Source organism: Novosphingobium sp. (genome assembly GCF_041915465.1).
Lineage (GTDB): Bacteria > Pseudomonadota > Alphaproteobacteria > Sphingomonadales > Sphingomonadaceae > Novosphingobium.
Window position 1 is genome coordinate 1 of record NZ_JAYSBK010000053.1, and the last position, 19975, is coordinate 19975.

The following is a 19975-nucleotide window of genomic DNA, read 5'->3' on the forward strand; positions in this document are numbered from 1 at the left end:
GGCGCGCCCTATGGCCTCAAGATGGCCTGCGGCGAAAATCCGAAGCGCGTATACGGCTCGAAGGGCCGGATGCCCTCGACCCGCATGGGCAACTTCGCGGTCAACCGCGAAACCTGGATCAAGGCCCAGGAATACAAGCGCAAGCGCGACGAGGGCAAGCTGGAGAGCCGCGACCTTGCGATGGAAACGCTGGTCGGCGTGCTCGACGGTGAAATCCTGGTCCAGAACCACTGCTACAAGGCCGAGGAAATGGCCATGGTGATCGATATGTCGAAGGAATTCGGCTATCATGTGGCGATGTTCCACCACGCGGTGGAGAGCTACAAGATCGGTGACCTGCTCAAGGAGAACGACATCTGTTCGGCTGTCTGGGCCGATTGGTGGGGCTTCAAGATGGAAGCCTATGACGCGATCCCCGAAAACGCCGGCCTGCTCTACAAGGCGGGGGCCTGCGTGGTGATCCACTCCGACGACGAGAACGGGATCCAGCGGCTCAATCAGGAAGCCGCCAAGGCGCAGGGCGACGCCCGCCGCGCCGGGATCGACATCCCCGATGCCGAAGTGATCCGCTGGCTCACGCTCAACCCCGCCAAGGCCATCGGCGTCGACAAACTGACCGGCAGCCTTGCCGCCGGCAAACAGGCCGACGTGGTGCTGTGGAACGGCAACCCGCTGTCGGTCTATTCGCGGCCCGAAAAGGTCTGGGTCGATGGCGCCCTGATGTTCGATGCCGACGATCCCAAACACCGCCCGGTAAGCGACTTCGAGCTTGGCCAGAATGGCGAAGGAGACGTAAAATGAACGCCCCCCGCTTCAAGGCCAGCTGGGCATTTAGCGCAGCCGCTGCGCTGCTGGCCGCAACCGCAACCCCCGCGCTCGCGCAGGACATGGCGATTACCAATGCCAAGCTGGTGATCGGCGATGGCACCCCGCCGATCGATGGCGGCACCGTGGTGGTGCGCGGCGGCAAGGTCGTCGCTGCCGGAGCCGGCGTTGCCGTGCCCGCCGGGGTGACGGTAATCGACGCCCAGGGCAAGTGGGTGACCCCCGGCCTGGTCGTCGCGGTCACCGATCTTGGCCTGCTCGATGTCGGCGCGGTCGACGACAGCAACGATGAAGGCGCGCAAAAGTCGCCCTTCAGCGCCGCGCTCGACATTGCCCCGGCGATCAACCCGCTGGCCCAGCCGATTGCCGTCAGCCGCGCCGGCGGCGTGACGCGCGCGGCGGTTGCCCCGCTTTCGACCAGCTCGATCTTCGAGGGCCAGGGCGCGATCATCGACCTAGGCGCCGATCCCGATGCCGTAACCGTCCCGCGCGCGTTCCAGTATGTGGAACTGGGCGAGGGCGGCGCGCAGCTTGCCGGTGGCAGCCGCGTTTCGTCCGTGGCCGAACTGCGCAATGCCCTGGGCGAGGCGAAGGAACTGGCCGCCGCCCCGGCAGGAGCACGCCGAGACGACGTGTTGCTCAACCGCAGTGATGCGGTCGCGCTGGTGCCGGTGGTGACCGGGAAGCAACCGCTCTACGTCCACGTGGAACGGGCTGCGGACATCCGCATGGCGCTGGCGCTCAAGGCCGAGTTCCCGCTGCTGAGGCTGGTGATCGTCGGTGCGACCGAGGGCTGGATGGTGGCGGACGAGCTGGCGAAGGCGCAGGTGCCGGTGCTGGCAACCCCGCTCAACGACTTGCCCGCCAGTTTTGAAAAGATGGGCGCCACCCAGTCCAACGTCGGCCGCATGGCCAAGGCCGGGGTGAAGGTCTCGCTCGGCGCGTTCTTCGACCAGCCGCGCTATGCCCCGCAATATGCGGGCAACCTCGTGGCGCTGACCCGCGTGCCGGGGGCGACCGGGCTCAGCTGGGACAAGGCCTTCGCCGCGATCTCGTCCGGCCCGGCCGAAGCGCTGGGCATGGGCGACAAGTTCGGCTCGCTGCGGCCGGGCCGCGCGGGCGACGTGGTGATCTGGGACGGCGATCCACTGGAACTGCAAACGGGCGTGGTGCGCGTGTTCATCGACGGGGTGGAACAGCCGCTGTCGAACCACCAGACCCGCCTGCGCGACCGCTACATGACGCCGACCGAGGGCAACCTGCCCAAGGCCTACGACTGGTAAGACAAAACCGGTTGCACGCAGCAGAAGATGTGTTACCCCATGTTGACGCCGTCAACATGGGGTTGCCCCGATGGATAACGCACTTGCTCATCTGATCGCCGCCGCGCTTGCCTTTGTCGGCACGCATTTCGCCCTGTCGCACCCGCTGCGCGCGCCCCTGGTGCGGCTGACGGGGGAAAAGGGCTTTCCCGCGCTCTACTCGGTGGTCGCCTTCGCCACTTTTGCCTGGCTGGTGGTGGCGTTCCGCGCGGCGCCCCCAGCGGTACCGCTGTGGAACGGGCAGAGCGAAGGTGCGTGGATCGCCGCCAGCCTGTTGACCCTGCTTGCCGCGGTGCTGTTCATCGGCAGCCTCCAGGGCAATCCCGCCATGCCCGATCCGCGCGCCGCCGCCCATGCCGCCAAAGGCCCGCACGGCGTGTTCTTCGTGACGCGCCATCCGATGATGTGGAGCTTTGCGCTGTGGTCAGCCGCACACATCCTGATCAGCCCGACGCCGCGCGTCATGGTGCTGGCAGGGGCCATGGCATTCCTCGCCCTGGTCGGCTCGCATCTGCAGGACCGCAAGAAGGAAGCGCTGATGGGCGCGGCTTGGGCGGGCTGGGAGGCCCAGACCAGCTACTGGCCCAGGCTGGGCGCGCTGGGCAAGGCGGGCGCGAAGAACTGGCTGATCGGCACCGCGATCTGGCTTGCCGCCACCTGGGCGCACGTGTGGCTGGCTTACATCCCCGCAGGGCTGTGGCGCTGGGTGGGCTAACCTAAGCCCGCGCCCCTTCCACGCCCGCGGAATTGTGCCGCAGGGCCTTGAGCACGCAATCGACGATGTGCGGGGCGTTGAGGCCGGCGGCGTCGTATTGCTTTTCGGGGCTGTCGTGGTCCTGGAACACGTCGGGCAGGCGCAGGGTACGGATTTTCAGACCCGCATCGGTCAGCCCTTCGTCGCTCGCCATGGTCAGCACGTGGGCGCCGAGGCCGCCGATCGAGCCCTCTTCCACCGTCACGACAACTTCGTGGCTGGCCATAAGCTGGCGGATCAGCGCCTCGTCCAGCGGCTTGGCAAAGCGCAGGTCGGCGACCGTGGTCGAGAGGCCGCGGGCGTCGAGCTGGTCGGCAGCCTTCAGCGCCTCGGCAAGGCGCGTGCCGAGCGAGAGGATCGCCACCTTGCTGCCGTGGCGCACGATCCGGCCCTTGCCGATTTCGAGCCGCTGCGGAACCTTGGGCAATTCCACCCCCACGCCGTTGCCGCGCGGATAGCGGAAGGCGATCGGGCCGCTGTCATGAAGCGCGGCGGTGTGGGTCATGTGGACCAGTTCCGCCTCGTCGGCGGCAGCCATCACCACCATGTTGGGCAGGCTCGCCAGATAGGTGATGTCAAAGCTGCCCGCGTGGGTTGCCCCGTCAGCCCCGACCAGCCCGGCGCGGTCGATCGCGAAGCGCACCGGCAGGTTCTGGATCGCGACGTCATGGACCACCTGGTCATAGGCGCGCTGCAGGAAGGTCGAATAGATCGCGCAGAACGGGCGCATCCCTTCGGCCGCAAGCCCGGCGGCGAAAGTCACCGCGTGCTGTTCGGCAATGCCGACGTCGAAGCTGCGTTCGGGGAACCGTTCCGCGAACTTGTCGAGCCCGGTACCCGAAGGCATCGCGGCGGTGATCGCGCAGACCGTGGGATCGCGCTCTGCCTCGGCGATCAGGGCCTTGGCGAAGACATTGGTGTAACTGGGCGTGCCGCCCGCGCTCTTCACCTGTTCACCGGTGATGACGTCGAACTTCTGGACGCCGTGGTACTTGTCCGCCGCCGCTTCGGCCGGGGCATAGCCCTTGCCCTTTTGCGTGACGACATGGATCAGGCACGGCCCTTCGGCGGCATCGCGCACGTTTTCGAGGATCGGGATCAACTGCTCGAGGTTGTGCCCGTCGACCGGGCCGACGTAGTAAAAACCCAGTTCCTCGAACAGGGTGCCGCCCATCGCCATGCCGCGCGCGAATTCGTCGGTCTTCTTGGCGGCGCGGTGGAGCGGTTCGGGCAGGCGGCGTGACAAGCGCTTGGCCAGTTCGCGCACCCTGAGGAACGGCTGCGATGAGACCAGCCGCGCGAGATAGGCCGAAAGCCCGCCCACCGGCGGCGCGATCGACATGTCGTTGTCGTTGAGGATCACGATCAGGCGATTGCCGGCCTCGGCCGCGTTGTTCATCGCCTCATAAGCCATGCCGGCGCTCATCGCGCCGTCGCCGATCACCGCGATGCCCTTGCCCGGCCGGCCCGACAGCTTGTTGGCAATCGCAAAGCCCAGCGCGGCAGAAATCGAGGTTGAGCTGTGGGCTGCGCCAAACGGGTCGTATTCGCTTTCGCTGCGCTTGGTGAAGCCCGAAAGGCCCCCGCCGGTGCGCAGGGTGCGGATGCGATCGCGCCGCCCGGTCAGGATCTTGTGCGGATAGGCCTGATGGCCCACATCCCACACCAGCCGGTCAATCGGCGTGTTGAAGACATAGTGAATCGCGACGGTCAGTTCGACCACGCCAAGGCCCGAACCAAGGTGCCCCCCGGTCGTGCCCACCGCGCTGATCATCTCGGCGCGCAGTTCGTCGGCCAGTTGACGCAATTGGCCGGGCTGAAGGCGACGCAGATCAGCGGGGTTATCGACCGTGTCGAGCAGCGGAGTTGCCGGATTGAGGCTCATGACCAAGCCCTTACACCTATGTCAGGGGTGTGTCGATTGACCAGAAGGTGCAGCTTTTACGAACAGTCCGCGCAGATTCCGCGCAATTCGATGACCGGGCGAATATCCGCGAACCCGGCCTTGCGCGCGGCATCGACCAAGGCGCCCGAAAGCTTGTCATCGTCGATATGGTTGGCGCGGCCGCACAAATCGCAGATCAGGAATATGCAATCGTGGCGGCAACCCGGATGCGGATTGGCGACATAGGCGTTGGCGCTTTCGACCCGGCGGGCAAGATCTGTTTTCACGAACAGGTCGAGAATGCGGTAAACGCTGTTGGCCGCAACCCGCTTGCCGCGAGCGCGCGAAACGTCTTCGGCAATGTCATAGGCAGAGGCCGGCCGCTCACGCGCAGCCAGTGCCTGGAACACTTCGGCGCGCATATCGGTCCACTGTTCACCCGCTTCGACCAGTTCGTGCCGCGCGGCTTCGACCAAACCTTCGCCCGAAGGTTCGGTGTGGTGGTGGTGGTGATGGTGATGATGACCTGCCATGACCGGGGATATAGGGCCACGCGCCCCCAACGGCAATCAATCGCGCGTGATTGCGGCGCTGTAGAGCGCCGGGAACAGCCGCCGAAGCGCCGCCACCTTCTGGACGTCCCAGGCGAGGATATAGGGGTATTGAGGGTTCCGGGCCATGAAGTCCTGGTGATAGGCCTCGGCCGGGTAAAAGCCTTTGAACGGTTCGATCCGGGTCACGATCGCGCCCTTCCAGATGCCCGATGTGCTCATTTGCGCAAGGTAGGCCTGCGCTACCTGCTGCTGCTCCGGATCGAGCGGAAACAGCGCCGAACGGTACTGCGTGCCGGTATCGGGCCCCTGCCGGTTGAGCGCGGTGGGATCGGCGATCACCGAGAAGAAGATCTGCAGCAGCTGGTCGTAGCGCACCACCTTGGGATCATAGGTGACGCGCACCGCCTCAGCATATCCGGTATCTCCTTCCGAAACGCGCTCGTAATGCGCGGTTTCCGCCGCACCGCCGGAAAAGCCGGAAACCGCGCTGGTCACGCCTCTAACATGGCTGAACACACCCTCAACGCCCCAGAAGCAACCGCCGGCGAAGACCGCCTGGCGCAGGCCCGGTGGCTCTGCGGCGGTTCGCGATGGCGCGGGGGCGAGCACAACGGCCTCACCCGGTTTGGCTACGGGTGGCGGGCTTTGCTCTTGGCAGGCGCCAAGCAGCGCCAAAGTGAGTGAAAGGACTAGGGCGCGCCTCAGCGCGTCTGATCCGGCAGCGCGGGAGCAGCCTGCGCTGCCGGGATCACCTGTGCCGAGAAACTCTTGCCCGATTGGATGCCCATCACACCCAGCAGGGCGGCGGTGCCGATCGCGAAGCCAATGGCGAAAGAGCGGTAAAGATCGGCTTTGAACAGGCCCATGGAGAATCACTTGGTTAATGGAGGTCTTTGCTTGGCGCCCTCGTGCCTAAATTTTCCTTACCGCCAAGTGAACCCGGGGCCGTTTTGCGCTGCAACACGGCCAGCCGAAAGTTACCTGCGACGAACCGACGAACCGAGTGGGAACACTCAGCTGGTTCCCGCCCGATTCGACCGATGCGCGCTTAGTGGCGGAAGTGGCGCATGCCGGTGAAGACCATCGCCAGGCCGGCTTCGTCGGCGGCGGCAATGACGTCTTCATCGCGGATCGAGCCGCCCGGCTGGATCACTGCGGTCGCCCCGGCTTCGGCGGCGGCCAGCAGGCCGTCCGCGAAGGGGAAGAAGGCATCCGAGGCCACCGCACTGCCGACGGTGCGCGGGGCGGCCCAGCCAAACTTTTCAGCAGCTTCGGCAGCCTTCATCGCGGCAATGCGCGAGCTATCCCGGCGGTTCATCTGGCCAGCACCAATCCCGGCGGTGATGCCGTCCTTGGCATAGACGATGGCGTTCGACTTCACATGGCGCGCCACGGTCCACGCGAACAGGCAGTCCTTGAGTTCCTGCTCGGTCGGCGCGCGCTTTGTCACGACCTTGAGGTCATCCAGCGTAATCGCGCCGTTGTCGCGGGTCTGCACCAAGAGGCCGCCGGTGATCGGCTTGACCGTCAGGCCGCCGCGGCGCGGATCGGGCAGGTCGCCGGTCAGCAGCAGGCGCAGGTTCTTTTTCTTCGCGAAGGCGGCAATCGCGGCTTCGTCGGCATCTGGTGCAACGACCACTTCGGTGAAAATCTCGCAGATCGCCTCGGCAGTCGCGCCGTCGAGCGTGGTATTGACCGCAACGATCCCGCCAAAGGCCGAAACGTCGTCACAGGCCAGCGCGCCCTGCCAGGCTTCGAGCAGGCTTGCGCCCTGCGCCACGCCGCAAGGGTTGGCGTGCTTGACGATTACCACCGCCGGGGCCTGGCCCCGGAATTCGGCGCAGAGTTCCAGCGCGGCGTCGGCGTCGTTGTAATTGTTGTAGGACAGCTCCTTGCCCTGCAGCTGGCGGGCCTGGGCGATGCCCTTCGCGTGCGGACCCTTGGGGATGTAGAGCGCGGCACGCTGGTGCGGGTTTTCGCCGTAGCGCAGCTCTTCCTTGCGGGCGCCGGTGATCGCCAGCATTTCCGGGAACAGCTGCTGCTGGTCGGCAAAGGCGAACCACTGGCTGATCATGCTGTCATAGGCGGCGGTGGCGGCATAGGCGCGCGCGGCCATCAGGCGGCGGAAGTCGTAAGTGGTGGCGCCGTCGTTGGCTTCGAGTTCGGCGAGCAGCGCGGCGTAGTCCGCCGGGTCGGTCATGATCGTGACGTACTGGTGGTTCTTCGCCGCCGAACGCACCATCGAAGGGCCGCCGATGTCGATGTTCTCGATGATTTCGTCGCGCTCAGCGCCCTTCGCGACAGTCGCCTCGAAAGGATAGAGATTGACCACGACGAGATCGATCGCGCCGATTTCATGTTCCGCCATGGCAGCGGCGTGTTCCGGGTTGTCGCGCACCGCCAGCAGGCCGCCGTGGACCTTGGGGTGCAGCGTCTTGACGCGGCCGTCCATCATTTCGGGAAAACCGGTAAGGTCGGAAATGTCGCGCACCGGCAGCCCCGCATCGCGCAGCGCCTTGGCCGTGCCGCCGGTCGAAACGAGATCGACCCCGCGCGCGGCCAGTGCCTTGCCCAGATCGACCAGTCCGGTCTTGTCGGAAACGGAGAGCAGCGCGCGGCGGATGGTGACGTTGGTCGAAAAAGCGGGGGTCATGGAGTCGGGTCCCGGAATGTGGTGTCAGGCTTTGCGCGTCCCCATAGGGATTTTGCAGCATTTGACCACAGGGACATTCCCCCAGGGCCCAATTTTCAGCCCATTTTCTTGAACAGCCAGGCGAAATTCCCGCCCCCGCGCGACACGAGGCCCTGCACGACCAGCTGCAGCACGCCCTGGGGGCGGCCCTGCCCATCGACCCAGAGCGATTCCTCGATGCTCACCTGCCCGCCGCCCGAGCGGAATTGCCAGTAACTGCCATCGGGAAGGGCCAGGCCCGCACCCTGGCCGTCTTCCGACACGCGGGCCTCGATCCCCGGGCCGAGGTGGAAGCGGATCGCAAAGCTGACCTTGCCGTTCTTGCCCTTGTTGCTGGTGGGCACGAGCAGATCCTCGCCCCGCAGTTCGGTGCCATCGTCGCGCAGGATCAGGATGCGGCGGTGAGTCAGGCCATAGCGCGCGGCATAGCCGTTGTGGCTCGTCTCGATCCGGGTTCCGCCGCCGCTTTTGTCACCCACCAGACTGCGCCGGTCGACCTCGACCTCGGAAACGCCGCCGCCCAGCTTGCCGCTGATCATCACGGCGGTCGAATTGGCATCGTCGAGCACCAGCGTTGAGTGCGCCGCAGTGGCGCGCAGACCCTGTTCCAGCCGCACCGGCACCAGCCCGCCCGCGCAGGCCGCGCCGCCGCAGTTGACGATCAGGCGCTGCCCCGCGTGGCTCATTTCAAAGGCGAGGGTCGAAGCACAGCCCGAGCGGGTGTGCTTGGCCAGCGGCGGCGGTGCGGCGTCGAACTGGAGGATCGATTTTTGCGCCACGACGCGCTGGTAACCCCACTGCCGCACATCGCGCAGCGGGCGGGTGCGCACGCCCGAGGCCGCGACCAGCGCCGCCACGTCCGCGGCATCGACCGCCCAGGCACCCTGCCAGCTGCCCAGCGAGCCATCGCTGTGGGTCAGGGCGAGCAGCGGCGGGACCAGCAGATTGAGGATCGCATCAAGCGCGGCGGGCGGATCGCGGCGCACCGCGCTGTAACAGGCGCGCAGCCGCACGATCAGCGCGATCGCTTCCATCTGCGCCAGCGGGCTGCGCGACAAGACACCGCCATCGTCGCCGACCAGTTCGCCCAGCGCACGGATCAGGCCGGCTTCGCCAAACAGGCGGCGCGGCTTGCCTTCGGGCAGCAGCAGCCCGGCGGCGACGATCCCGCACCAGCCGGCAACTTCGGCCAGCAGGTCTTCGGCGCGGCCGACGTTCTTGTCGAGCCAGCGCGCGGTTTCGCTCAGCGCGGCCAGCACCTTGGCGCGCAGGGCCTTGTCATGGCCCGAAAGGATGAGCGGCGCGTGGACCAGCCAGGCGAGTTCGCGCGCCCCGGCATTGGCCACGCTCCAGGCCGGCCCCTTGCCAGGGCGCGAGGGCAGCTTGGGGTTGGCATTCAGCCATGCGGCGAGGATCCGTTCCGCCACAGGCGCGGCCTGTTCGCGCGGGGCGCAGGCCTCAAGATCGGCCAGCCAGGAAAAGGAATGGACCACCTTTTCAAGCGGCGGCGACATCCGCGCGGCCCCTGCAAAGTCGATCTGCGCGATCGGCGCCTTGACCCCGTGGACCAGGAAATGCCCGGCGCGCAGCGCGGTGCCCGCCACGCGGCTGCCCGGCAGCGGATTGTGCACCGTGGCGAGCAGGCGCGGCTTGGCCGGCTTGCGCAAGGGGGAAGTCAGCGCCGAGCCCGAAATGCCCAGCCGATAGGCAAAGCGCAGCAGCCGTTCGCCCGCGCCGATCGCGGGCGGCGAAAAATCGGCCAGCGCCAGCGCCCGGCCTGGCTCGACCAGCTCACCGCCACCGGCGAGGTCGCGCTCGGTTTCGCGCCGATCGATTTCGGATGGATCCATCACGCCTGCTTCCCGGCCGCCACCCAGCGGAATTGCGATTGCCCCGCCGCGATCCCCGCCCGGCGCATCATCCTCACCGGAGCGGACCGACTGCTGACGGCTGCTGGTGAGAGCATCGACCATGGTTCACCCCAGACCTTTGAGTTTGGCGATATTTGCCGCATAGCAATCCGGTCCGCCCTTGAAGGTCGCCGTACCCGCCACGAGCACATCGGCCCCGGCCGCCACGCATTGCGGCGCGGTTTGGGCATCAACCCCGCCATCGACCTCAAGGCGGATGTCGCGGCCCGACTTGTCGATCATCTTGCGCACCGCCTCGATCTTGCGCAGCTGGCTCGTGATAAAGCTCTGGCCGCCAAAGCCGGGGTTGACGCTCATCACCAGGACCAGGTCGATCTCGTCGATCAGGTAATCGAGCATCTTCGCCGGGGTCGCCGGATTGAGCGAAATGCCTGCCAGCTTGCCGGCCGCCTTGATCGCCTGGACCGTGCGGTGGGTGTGGGCGCCGGCCTCGGGGTGGACGGTGATGATGTCCGCCCCGGCATCGGCGAACGCCTGGATATAACTGTCCACCGGCGAGATCATCAGGTGCACGTCAAGCGGCTTGGCGGTGTGCGGGCGCAGCGCCTTCACCACCATCGGCCCGATCGTGATGTTGGGCACGAAGTGGCCATCCATGACGTCGACGTGGATCCAGTCCGCCCCGGCAGCATCGACCGCGCGCACTTCTTCGCCCAGCCGGGCAAAATCGGCAGACAGGATCGAGGGTGAAATAAGCGGCGCGGGCATGGCAGTAATATGGGGCTCCTTGTCTCAAGGCTTTTCCATCCAAGCCCTGGGCAAACAAGCGCGGTTTGGCGTTTTTCCACACTACATATGGGGTAAGGAGCAATATTGCGCCGCAGCGCGGCAATTGACCTCACCGCGACATCAAGGCATTCGACGATCCATGCCCTCCCCAGCCGCAACCCAGCATCCCGCAGTCGCCCTGATGGCGCGTGAAACGCGGCTTCGCGAAGGCAAGGTTGACTGCGAAATCGGCGGAGTTGCCGTCGCGCCCGGCAAGCAATGGCTGCACGAAGACGGCTTTGTGCTGCGCACGCCAAGCGAACTGCGCTTCCGCTATGCCAAAGGCCAAGGTGTAACGGTCGAACGACCGGAAGGATGGGACCCGGCCGAGGAATATCTCTGGCTCAACGGCAGTGTCTATGCCGCGATTGCCTGTATCAACGGGCTCTATCCGATCCACGCCTCGGCCGTCGCGCTGAACGGGCAGGTGTTCGCCTTTACCGGCCCCTCGGGCGCGGGCAAATCGACCCTGGTGGCCGAACTGACCCGGCGCGGCCTGCCGCTGTTTTGCGACGATACCCTGATCCTTGACCTGTCCGATCCGGCACGGGTCGTCTGCCTGCCGGGCCACAAGCGGCTCAAGCTTTGGCCAGACGCGCTGGCGCTGACCGGGGCGACCGCGTCCGGGCAAGTCATGGCGAGCATCCCGAAGTATTACGCGCAGCCCGCCGGCGGGACCGTGGTCGATGTCCTGCCGCTGGCCGAACTGTGCTTTCTCGAGGAAGGCGACCCCGCCCGGATCGAGCCGCTGCGCGGTGCGGAAAAGCTCATGCGATTGCAGGACGATCACTATACCACCGATCTGTTCCTGGCCGCGTCGCGGCCCGACCGCGCCGCCCGTTTCGCCCAGCTGGCCAATTTTGCGCGGGTAATAAACCTCTCCCGCTTCGTCCGACCGCGGGACAGCGCGCGCTTCGCGCTGGACGCTGGGCTTGTGGAAAGCCATGTGAAGTTGCAGTCCATGGAACTACTGGCCGCGCAGTCGCAAGTATCGGAAACTGGGGAATGACGGGAACATTGGTGAAGCGCGAAGACACTTTCGCGGAGACCCGGATCGACGACGAAGTGGTGTTGATGGACCTCGCCAATGGCGATTTCTTTTCAATTGCGGGCAGTGCGCTTGAAATCTGGGAACTGATCGATGGCCAACGGGACCGCGATGCGATCCTGGCCGAACTGGCTGCAACTTTCGCAATGCCCCCGGCTGAGCTGGCCGGCGATCTCGACGCCTTTCTCGCGGTGCTGTTCGATGCCGGATACGTTACCCCGGCGTGAAGCGCCGCCGGGCGCCCTGCAGGCGCGGCTTGTCACGATTGAGGCGATGAGCCTGCTTGTCCAGGCACGGCTATTGGTAGCCCTGCGCCCCCTTTCTAGTTGGCGCAGACGGTTGGGAACTTTAGTTAACCAGCCAACCCACGGAACCGGAGCAAATTGGGGCTCTCGTTACTTCGCGCGCGCGGTAGAACGCGCCGCCGGCCGACTGCCGTTCGAAACCAAATGTTTGCCGCGCGCCATCGCGCTGCACCTGATGCTTGAGCGGCGCGGCGCCGAATCGCAGCTCGTGATGGCCGTGCTTCCGGGCACTGCGCGCGGGAAATTCGACGATCTGCACGCCTGGGTCGAAGCTGGCGGCGAAGTGCTGATCGGTGCAAGCCCGCTGCCCTATCGGGCGATAGCCCGTTTCGCACTGGCACAATGAATTTGCCCGCAGCCGCGTAATTGCGCTTGCGCTCCCACTAATTACTAAGGTAAAGTTACTAGGCTGCGGTGACAATTTAATTATTTCAGCCACAGCATGATGCTGGCGAGCTTGATGAAGCCGAGGAAGTTAGTGGCCAGTTTGTCGTAGCGAGTTGCGATGCGGCGCCATTGCTTGAGCTTGGCGAAGAAGCCTTCGATGCCCCAGCGCTGCCGATAGGCGATACGGTCGTAGGCCCTAGCGTTCTTCCGATTTCTTCGCGTTGGAATGACGGGCTCACCACCCTGCTCACGCACGAGACTGCACAGGCTATCCGCGTCATAGGCTCGGTCGGCGAGAACATGCCTGGCGGGCAGCCCCCGGATCAGGTCGCATGCAGGTGTCATGTCGTGCTGCTGGCCGGGGCCCAGCGTGAAGCGCACCGGCAGGCCGAGCGCATCGACTACAGCGTGGATCTTGGTGCTGAATCCGCCGCGGGAACGGCCAAGAGCCTGGGCTTGAATGCCCCCCTTTTTACCCTACCCCCTGCTGCCTGGGCTTGGGCGCGGATCACGGTTGCATCGATCGCCAGCCACTCGATGTCGGGATCGTCCGAAACCGCCTCGAATATCCGGTCGATCACTCCCTGCTCGACCCAGCGATAATAACGCCGCTTCACCGTCTGATAGGGGCCAAACCGCTCGGGCAGGTCGCGCCATCGACCGCCCGAACGCGCCAGCCACAGCAAGGCATCCAGAAACCGTCGCCCGTCGCTACGCGGGCCCCGCTTGCCCTTCCGCCCGCCCGGCACAAACGCGCGCAGCCGCTCCCATTGATCGTCCCGAAGAACCTCGCCTTCCACACCGACCTCCAAAAGTCAGTGTTGAATCAGAACTCTCTCAAAAAGTGAATCCTTAAAATGTCACCACAACCTAGTGAGGTAGGGGATTCTTTTTTAGGAGTTTGAAATGTCCAACACCAAGACCGCTCCGGCGAAGGCCTGGACCCGTCCTGAACTCCGTCGTCTCGGCACCATTGCCGACGTCGCCAACACCACGTCCGCGGCTTGCCAGGTGCAGGCCAACCCGAACTGCAACGGCGCGAACTCGGTCCTGTCGTAATCCAGTTCCGACGCGGAGCCTCAAGGGGTTCCGCGCCTTCGGATTTGCCGCGTAGATGTATTTCTATTCGCGTACATGGGGCGACCCTGAATGGGCCGCCCCATTTCGTGCCGCACAGTCGCTTGGCCTGTTTGCGGGCCACGCAGCCGACAGCTGCCAGGACCAGACCGATTTTGGCAGCGATTACTTTGCAGAATTGCCGACACCGCGCGCGCCGGTGCGCAAGGGCTGGCGGGTGGCGCGATCGCCATCGGGCCAAGCCGTCCTTCTGATTGGCTGGATCGACAATCTTGAGGAACTCTCCGCCCAGCTGGGTATTTCAGGCACGCCCGAGCGCATTTACGGCGCGGCGGTTGAACGCTGGGGGCCGGAAGCAGATCGTCACATTGTTGGCGAATATGCCTCGCTTATAACTCTGGGCGATGGGGCCGTTCGCCTGGCGCGCAGCCCCTGGTGCAGCTTTCCCTTGTTCTACCACCTTGGCAGGCACGGCTTGATGGCCTGCTCGATCGTGCGGCCCATGTTCGCTGCCGGGCTGGAGAAGCGGCTGCGCGCCAGCGAAGTTGATCGATTGCTCGCCTTTGAATATCCCGACGGCGAGCATTCCCAGTTTGAACAGATTGAACAGGTGCCCGGCGGCGCTGTGGTCACCCTGCGCCGTGAAGGCGTCGCGTCTTACGCCTATTACGACCCGCTCGCGATCCCGCAAATCCGCTTCCGCCGGGACGAGGACTATGTCGAGGCCGCCAATGCGATGCTCGCCGAATCCGTGGCCAAGGCGCTGAAGCTTGCCAGGAAGCCGGCGGTTACCCTGTCGGGCGGGCTCGATTCGGCAATGGTCTGCGACGAGATGCTGCGCCAGATGCCCGCCGGACAAAAACTGACCAGCATCACCTTCGTGCCGATGGACGAATGGAGCGGGCGCACCGTCAACAGCCTGTTCGGCAGCGACCGGCCTTATGTCGAAGAATTCATTCGCACCCATCCAGGGCTCGATCCGATCTTCACCGACAATCGGGATGTCGACTTCCTGACCCTGTCCGACCAGCAATTCATGGCGGCCAACAACGGCTCACCCGCCCGCGTGATGGGCTTCGTCCACACCGGGGTATCGGTGGCGGCGCGCGAGGCGGGATGCGATTGGCTGTTTTCGGCCGGGATCGGCAACCTGACCTTCAGTCAGGAAGCGCCATGGGCGGCGGCGGAATTCTTTCGCACCTTGCAATGGGGCGAACTGGTGCGGCTGCAGGCCAATCGGATCGACGATCCGCGCCCGCTGTGGCGCCGCGTGATCGCCGGCGGCGTGATGCCGAATCTCCCGCCCGCCCTGCGCTGGGCGGTCCGCGATCTGGTCCATCGTGGCCAGGAAACCTCGTCGATAACCAACCCCTACCTGGCATTGGATGGCGCGCTGGCCGCCAAGCTCAAGCACCGCAATGCCGAGCATAACATTTCCGATCTCGATTTCTTCCAGTCGCGCGAGCGGCTGATCCGCAACGTCTATGACCTGTGGTGGCGCGGGGGCGAATCGGGACTGGGACAACAACAGATCCACGGCATCCAGGGCCGCGACGTGCTGGGTTACCGCCCGTTCATCGAGCTGTGCCTGGGCATGCCGACCGACCAGTTCGTGCGGAGGGGCGAAAAGCGCTTCCTTGCCCGGCGCATGGCTGTGGGCCGCCTGCCCGAAGCGCAGCGGACCGAGCGCCGCCACGGCGACCATGTGACCGACTGGCACGAACGTATGACGCCGATGCTGCCGCGTCTGCGCGAGGAAGTGGAGCAGATCGCCGCGCATCCCGAACTTGGCGCACTGCTCGACACCAAGGCGATGCTGCGCGATCTCGACAATTGGCCAGCCGAAGCGCCGACCGACATCAACACGGTGTCGCGCCTGCGTTTCGCGCTTCCGGCCATGGCCTATATCCGGCGCTATCTCGACTTTGAAACCGGGCGCAATCCGCAATGACAGCGCCCCGCCCGCCCCGGTTGTTCGAACCCGCCGAGCACGGGATGATGGCGGCGTGGCTTGGCTTCCTGATGGTTCTTGGCGGCATTACCGAAGGGATCGGGATCATCCTGCTGGTCCCGCTGCTGACCATCGTGGGCCAAAGCAATAGCATCCGGACTGATGGCGGGCGGATCGGCGAAGTGCTGGCCGGTCTGGGCATCCCGCTCCGCCTCGACGCGATCCTTGCGCTGTTCGTCGTGCTGGTGATCCTGCGCGGCCTGATCACCTATTACCGGGCGCTGGTCGGCGTCCGCTTTGAAAACACGCTGATCGACCGGCTGCGCGCGCGGGGTTGGCGTTCGCTGCTGCATTGCGACTGGCGGGTGCTGTTGGGGATGCGCCACTCCAACACCGCCAGCCTGCTGATCAGCCAGGTCGATCAGGCCGGACTGTTCGTGAACCAGGCCATTCTTGGCGCGGCAACGGTGGTGACGCTGGGCGGGATCGGCCTTGCTGCGCTGGCGATCTCCCCCCAGCTCACCCTTGGGGCGCTGGTTGCGGGCACGCTGGTGCTGCTGGCCTTTCATGGCATGCGCCGCCGCGCCGGGCATCTTGGCGAGGAACTGGGCGCGGCTTATGGCCGGATTTACGGGCAACTCAGCGAAGGGCTCGGCGCGCTGCGCGTGATCAAGAGTCTAGGTCGCGAGGATCTGGCCGCCAGCAACCTCGGCGAGCAATTTGCCGGCCTGCGCGCGGCGCAGATCGCCTATCAGCGTAACCTTGGACGCGGCCAGCTGGCGCTGCAGGGCGGCGGCGCGGCGGTGCTCGCCGTGCTGGTCTGGGCCGCGATCGAGCGCTGGCATGCCGATGTCGCGGTCGTGCTTCCCATGGTGGCGCTGTTCGCCCGCGCCCTGCCGCTGCTCGGCGTGCTGCAACAGGCCGGGCTGGCCTGCGCCCATTCGCGCCCGGCCGTCTCTGCCGCGCTGAACCTGATCGCCACAGCCGAAGCCGCGCGTGAGCCCGAGGCCGATCCAGGCGAAGCCCCCCGGCTTGACCGGGCCATCGTGCTCGATGCCGTTACGGTTCGTTTCGGTGACAGCACACCCGCGCTGGACGCTGTGTCCTGCGAGATCCCGGCCCATGGGGTAACCGCATTGACCGGGCCGTCGGGGGCGGGAAAGTCGACTTTCGCCGACCTGCTCGGCGGCTTGCTTTCGCCCGATGCCGGAACCGTCAGCATCGATTCCGCGGTGCTCGAAGGATCGGCCCGGCGGTCGTGGCGGTCGCGTGTTGCCTATGTCCAGCAGGACCCGGTGCTGGTCAGCGGCTCGATCCGTGACAACCTGCGCTGGGCCGATCCGGACGCAAGCGACGCGCGGCTTGAACAGGCGCTGCGCGGCGCCTCTGCCACCTTTGTGCTGGACTTTCCCGAAGGGCTGGACACCCAGGTTGGCGATGGCGGGCGCAAGCTTTCAGGCGGGGAGCGCCAGCGGCTGATGCTGGCCCGGGCCCTGCTGCGCGATCCGGCCCTGCTGATCCTCGACGAGGCGACCAGTGCGCTCGATTCCGCCAATGAAGCGCAGGTCGTGACCGCGATTGCCGGCCTGAAGGGCCGGATGGCCGTAGTGATCATCGGCCATCGCGGCGCTTTGCTTGACCTTGCCGACCGCGTCATCGAACTGGACAAGGGGCAATTGGTCGCCATAACCAAGCGCTGATCCCAATTTGGCCCAATTCAGAAGCTATTCAGCGCACGAATCGCAAAAGAGGACCAAGGCCTTAGTGCCAGCTTCACGTTGCAATCGCGCCCATCGGCGCATCAATTCACTTCGCTACAGGAACAGATGCCCATGAACCTGCCCCGACGTCTCCGCGCCGCGGCCCGTGCCTACACCGCGCCCATGATCGCGATCGGTGCCGCTGCCGGCGCTGCTCTGGCCCTTGCCGCCGCTGCGCCTGCCACCGCCCAATCCGGTCCGCCGGCCGGCTGCACCGGCACGCCCAGCGCAACCTGGCTTAATGTCGTCGTCGAAGGCGTCCGCAACAGCAACGGGCTGATGGCGGTGACGCTCTATGCCGACGATTCGAGCAAGTTCCTGGTAAAGCACGGCTCGCTCTACGTCGGCCGGGTCAACGCGCGTGCCGGCACCACGCGCGCGTGCATTTTCGTGCCCAAGCCCGGCGTCTATGCGCTGGCGCTCTATCATGACGAGAACGCGAATCTCGCGTTTGACCGTACCGGGGTCGGTTTCCCCGCCGAAGGGTTCGGCTTCTCGAACAACCCGGCAACCCTCGCCGGACTGCCGAGCTTCAAGTCGGTGCGGCTCAACGTTCCGAAGGCGGGCCTGACCACCCGTATCACGATGAAGTACCCCTAAAACGCGCGCTTAGCCGTAGATTTCGGGAAGCTTGGCGGGGGCCTGCGCCTCCGCCAGTTCGTGCGCACGCGGATCGTCGACATCGAGCCACCAAGCATCGCCGATGTCCATCGTCGCCGCGCGGCCGCTGTCGGCCAGGCGCTGCATCCCTTCCGACAGGCTGCCCGCCTTGCCTTCGTCGATCGCGGCCTGGATGGCCTGTGCGAGTTCCGGGGTTGCCAGAAAGGCCCCGCAATCGACCGCGTCGTATTCGGGGATGGTCTTGCCGATCGCGGTGATGAAATCGCGCTTGTCCAGCTTCACCCAGGTGGCATCGTCCGGATCGATCAGTGGATCGTCGCAGCGCCGGTCGATCGCCAGCGTCACGCCCCGGTCCGCCCCGCCCTGCTGCGCCAGCCGCGTCAGGATCGAGCCGGAAAAGATGTGGTCCGACATCATCAGCAGGTAATCGCCCGCGATCACGCTGGCCCCGGCCATGACCGACCAGCCGTTGGGCTTCGACCAGTCTTCCACGCGCTGCGCCACCACCGGGATCCCGGCGCGTTCGGCGAGTGCCGGAAGACCCGCTTCCAGCCGCTCCGCCTCGTGCCCGGTCACCACGACCACCCGCTTCACCCCGGCCGCCTTGGCCTGGCGCACGCCCAGTTCGAGCAGCGGGATGCCCGCCACGGGGGTCATCGGCTTGGAATCCGAAATGTCGCGCAGGCGGCTGCCGAACCCGGCGGCGATGATGAGAGCGTCCATGATCTGACCTGATAAACAGCAACGGCGCCGGTCAGCAGAACCGACCGGCGCCGTCAATTGGGCTGCGCAACGACCGCTTATTCAGCGGCGAGCGGCGCTTCCGAAACGTATTCGTCGACCATCTGGGCAGCCAGATCGTCGTTGAACTGCTGCGGCGGGTGCTTGCAGAAGTAGGCCGACGGGCCGATCAGCGCACCGCCTTCACCGCGTTCGAGCGCAACCTTGGCACAGCGAATCGCGTCCATGACGCAAGCCGCCGAGTTCGGGCTGTCTTCGACCGAGAGACGCAGTTCCAGTTCCATCGGCACGTTGCCCCACTGCAGGCCTTCAAGGCGCAGGAAGCACAGCTTGTTGTCCTTCTGCCAGGGCACATAGTCCGACGGGCCGACGTGGATGTTTTCGTCTTCAAGACGCTGGGCCAGCATCGCCTGCACGGCTTCGGTCTTCGATTCCTTCTTCGAACCGAGACGCTGGCGGTCCAGCATGTTCATGAAGTCGGTGTTGCCGCCGGTGTTGAGCTGGTAGGTGCGTTCCACCGTCACGCCGCGGGCGGCGAACAGGCTGGACAGCACGCGGTGGACGATGGTCGCACCGACCTGGGCCTTGATGTCATCGCCGACGATCGGGATGTTCTTGGCGCGGAACTTGGCTTCCCATTCGGGGCGGCTGGCGATGAACACCGGCATGCAGTTGACCACCGCAACGCCCGCTTCCAGCGCACATTCCATGTAGAATTCCGTGGCTTCCTGCGAACCGACGGGCAGGAAGTTGATCAGCACCTCGGCGCCCGAATCCTTGATCGCCTTGACGATGTCAGCCTGGGTGGGTTCCGGGGCATCGGCCACGATGAAGCCCTTTTCGCCGACCGTGGTCATGTGCGGAGCAACACCGTCCGAAACGCGGCCCATGATGACCTTCGCGCCGGTGGCGGGCACGTCCTGCTGGAATACCTTGGTGTTGTTGGGCTGGGCGAAGATCGCTTCGGCGATATCCTTCCCCACCTTGCGGGCATCGACATCGACACCGAGCACGAAATCGACGTCACCTGCGCCATAGCCGCCGATCTTGTCGTGAATCAGGCCCTGCGACGAATTGTTCTGGCGATAATAGGTAACGCCCTGCACCAGCGAACTGGCGCAGTTGCCGACGCCGATGATGGCGACCTTGATAGGCTTCATTATGGTTCTATCCCTTCCGAGCGATGGGGGGGCACTAAGGTTAAACCCGCCTCATTGATAAAACGTCCGCGAAAAGCAAGTGGTTTGCGCGTCCGCAAGCGGATTGGCGGCCCCTTGCCCATCTGAAACGCCCACCTGAAAATCAGGTACGGCACTGGCACAGGGCAAAAGCTTCCCCCCGGAAACGATGTCGG

The 19975-nt window shown here is 65.5% G+C and carries 20 protein-coding genes; 10 read left to right on the forward strand and 10 right to left on the reverse strand.

Features of this window, described 5'->3' with window-relative positions:
* The 3 genes from ACE3SN_RS10370 to ACE3SN_RS10380 form a co-directional block, all read left to right on the forward strand.
* Positions 1 to 801 (forward strand): amidohydrolase family protein (locus ACE3SN_RS10370; RefSeq protein WP_374529768.1); only part of this gene is annotated, 801 nt, incomplete at its 5' end.
* Positions 798 to 2108 (forward strand): amidohydrolase family protein, encoded by a 1311-nt coding sequence (locus tag ACE3SN_RS10375; RefSeq protein ID WP_374529770.1) that lies wholly within the window; start codon positions 798 to 800, stop codon positions 2106 to 2108. The genes ACE3SN_RS10370 and ACE3SN_RS10375, both read left to right, overlap by 4 nt.
* Before the next feature lie 70 nt (positions 2109 to 2178).
* Entirely contained in the window at positions 2179 to 2862 is a 684-nt protein-coding gene (locus ACE3SN_RS10380; protein ID WP_374529772.1) for an NnrU family protein, read from the forward strand.
* 1 nt (position 2863) lies between these two features.
* On the opposite strand, the gene dxs is transcribed toward ACE3SN_RS10380, so the two are convergent.
* The 7 genes from dxs to rpe all read right to left on the reverse strand — a co-directional run bounded on the left by dxs (position 2864) and on the right by rpe (position 10671).
* The gene (gene dxs, locus ACE3SN_RS10385) at positions 2864 to 4786 is read right to left on the reverse strand and encodes a 1-deoxy-D-xylulose-5-phosphate synthase (RefSeq protein WP_374529774.1); all 1923 of its coding nucleotides are present in this window, start codon (positions 4784 to 4786) and stop codon (positions 2864 to 2866) included.
* A gap of 56 nt (positions 4787 to 4842) precedes the next feature.
* Positions 4843 to 5319, reverse strand: coding sequence for a Fur family transcriptional regulator (locus tag ACE3SN_RS10390; RefSeq protein WP_374529775.1), 477 nt, complete (start codon positions 5317 to 5319; stop codon positions 4843 to 4845).
* A gap of 36 nt (positions 5320 to 5355) precedes the next feature.
* Positions 5356 to 6045: a peptide-methionine (S)-S-oxide reductase MsrA gene (gene msrA / locus ACE3SN_RS10395; RefSeq protein ID WP_374529803.1), complete on the reverse strand. Its 690-nt coding sequence runs from the start codon at positions 6043 to 6045 to the stop codon at positions 5356 to 5358.
* A complete protein-coding gene (locus ACE3SN_RS10400) occupies positions 6042 to 6206 on the reverse strand; it encodes a hypothetical protein (protein WP_374529805.1) in 165 nt (54 codons plus the stop codon). The genes msrA and ACE3SN_RS10400 overlap by 4 nt, the downstream gene beginning before the upstream one ends.
* 182 nt (positions 6207 to 6388) lie before the next feature.
* Positions 6389 to 7993, reverse strand: a complete 1605-nt coding sequence (purH, locus tag ACE3SN_RS10405) for a bifunctional phosphoribosylaminoimidazolecarboxamide formyltransferase/IMP cyclohydrolase (RefSeq protein ID WP_374529777.1) — start codon at positions 7991 to 7993, stop codon at positions 6389 to 6391.
* Between the two features lie 95 nt (positions 7994 to 8088).
* On the reverse strand, positions 8089 to 10005 hold the full coding sequence (locus tag ACE3SN_RS10410) for a heparinase II/III family protein (RefSeq protein ID WP_374529779.1): 1917 nt from the start codon (positions 10003 to 10005) through the stop codon (positions 8089 to 8091).
* A gap of 3 nt (positions 10006 to 10008) precedes the next feature.
* Positions 10009 to 10671 carry a ribulose-phosphate 3-epimerase gene (rpe, locus tag ACE3SN_RS10415; protein ID WP_374529780.1) on the reverse strand — a complete coding sequence of 221 codons (663 nt, stop codon included), beginning with the start codon at positions 10669 to 10671 and terminating at the stop codon, positions 10009 to 10011.
* A 160-nt stretch (positions 10672 to 10831) separates the two neighbouring features.
* On the opposite strand from rpe, the gene ACE3SN_RS10420 reads away from it, so the two are divergent.
* From ACE3SN_RS10420 to ACE3SN_RS10430, 3 genes are read left to right on the forward strand one after another with little or no spacing between them, the layout of a single operon-like run.
* A complete protein-coding gene (locus tag ACE3SN_RS10420) occupies positions 10832 to 11740 on the forward strand; it encodes a hypothetical protein (protein WP_374529781.1) in 909 nt (302 codons plus the stop codon).
* Entirely contained in the window at positions 11737 to 12006 is a 270-nt protein-coding gene (locus ACE3SN_RS10425; RefSeq protein ID WP_374529783.1) for a PqqD family protein, read from the forward strand. Before ACE3SN_RS10420 ends, ACE3SN_RS10425 begins: the two co-directional genes overlap by 4 nt.
* Positions 11981 to 12430 (forward strand): lasso peptide biosynthesis B2 protein, encoded by a 450-nt coding sequence (locus tag ACE3SN_RS10430; protein ID WP_374529785.1) that lies wholly within the window; start codon positions 11981 to 11983, stop codon positions 12428 to 12430. Before ACE3SN_RS10425 ends, ACE3SN_RS10430 begins: the two co-directional genes overlap by 26 nt.
* A gap of 80 nt (positions 12431 to 12510) precedes the next feature.
* Here ACE3SN_RS10430 and ACE3SN_RS10435 read toward each other — a convergent pair.
* A protein-coding gene (locus ACE3SN_RS10435; RefSeq protein WP_374529787.1) for an IS5 family transposase occupies positions 12511 to 13271 on the reverse strand; the annotation gives its coding sequence in 2 pieces (ribosomal slippage) (positions 12511 to 12947 and positions 12947 to 13271; 762 coding nt in all).
* A 106-nt stretch (positions 13272 to 13377) separates the two neighbouring features.
* Here ACE3SN_RS10435 and ACE3SN_RS10440 point away from each other — a divergent pair.
* From ACE3SN_RS10440 to ACE3SN_RS10455, 4 genes are all read left to right on the forward strand, one after another.
* Positions 13378 to 13530, forward strand: coding sequence for a hypothetical protein (locus ACE3SN_RS10440; protein WP_374529788.1), 153 nt, complete (start codon positions 13378 to 13380; stop codon positions 13528 to 13530).
* Positions 13531 to 13585: 55 nt separating this feature from the next.
* Entirely contained in the window at positions 13586 to 15499 is a 1914-nt protein-coding gene (locus ACE3SN_RS10445; RefSeq protein ID WP_374529791.1) for an asparagine synthase-related protein, read from the forward strand.
* Positions 15496 to 17199 carry an ABC transporter ATP-binding protein gene (locus tag ACE3SN_RS10450; protein WP_374529794.1) on the forward strand — a complete coding sequence of 568 codons (1704 nt, stop codon included), beginning with the start codon at positions 15496 to 15498 and terminating at the stop codon, positions 17197 to 17199. The genes ACE3SN_RS10445 and ACE3SN_RS10450 overlap by 4 nt, the downstream gene beginning before the upstream one ends.
* A 132-nt stretch (positions 17200 to 17331) precedes the next feature.
* Positions 17332 to 17859, forward strand: coding sequence for a DUF2141 domain-containing protein (locus ACE3SN_RS10455; RefSeq protein WP_374529797.1), 528 nt, complete (start codon positions 17332 to 17334; stop codon positions 17857 to 17859).
* Between the two features lie 9 nt (positions 17860 to 17868).
* On the opposite strand, the gene ACE3SN_RS10460 is transcribed toward ACE3SN_RS10455, so the two are convergent.
* Positions 17869 to 18603 carry an NTP transferase domain-containing protein gene (locus ACE3SN_RS10460; RefSeq protein ID WP_374529799.1) on the reverse strand — a complete coding sequence of 245 codons (735 nt, stop codon included), beginning with the start codon at positions 18601 to 18603 and terminating at the stop codon, positions 17869 to 17871.
* A gap of 77 nt (positions 18604 to 18680) precedes the next feature.
* Positions 18681 to 19781 carry an inositol-3-phosphate synthase gene (locus ACE3SN_RS10465; RefSeq protein ID WP_374529801.1) on the reverse strand — a complete coding sequence of 367 codons (1101 nt, stop codon included), beginning with the start codon at positions 19779 to 19781 and terminating at the stop codon, positions 18681 to 18683.
* Positions 19782 to 19975: the final 194 nt, after the last annotated feature.